This window comes from Vibrio sp. 1580, assembly GCF_033340055.1.
The window spans coordinates 1-563 of record NZ_JAWOVT010000561.1 but is presented as its reverse complement, the minus strand read 5'-3'; the positions used below and the strand labels follow the sequence as shown (position 1 = coordinate 563).

General features: G+C 47.1%; 1 protein-coding gene. It reads left to right on the top strand.

All coding sequences use genetic code 11. From position 1 onward, the window contains the following. On the top strand, positions 1-563 hold a 563-nt coding region (locus tag R7093_RS27160; protein ID WP_318147269.1), incomplete at both ends, for a LuxQ periplasmic sensor domain-containing protein.

Below are 563 nucleotides of genomic sequence, written 5' to 3'. Positions count from 1 at the left end.
GACAATGTTGTGCTGGTGGCGAACGACATTCCTGTGGCAAGTTCACTAGCGGGGGATGAGTCATACAAAATCTTCGATGTGTTGAAACGCAAAGAGACCCAGAAGAAGTTAGATCAGTTATTGATCATCCAAACGCCGATTGAAGTGAACGCGGCCATCACCAACTTGAAGTTACTTACCGTGCAAGACAACCAGAGTGTTGTTACGCTGCAAATTCAACACTTTTTGGCGATGTTAGCGTCTGTTATTGGCATGATCATGATTGCGCTGATGACCAAAGAGTGGATTGAAAACCGAGTTGTGGAAGAGCTGGGGTCGCTCATGTCTTACACGCGTTCTGCTCGGGAAGAAAAAGGCTTTGAGCGTTTTGGTGGCTCGGATATTGAAGAGTTTGACCACATTGGTTCGACGCTGGAAAGCACGTTTGAAGAATTAGAAGCTCAGAAGCGATCGTTTCGAGATCTGTTTAACTTCGCGTTATCGCCAATCATGGTGTGGTCAGAAGCGGGCGTGCTGATCCAAATCAACCCCGCAGCTCGCAAAGAACTGGTGATCGAAAATGA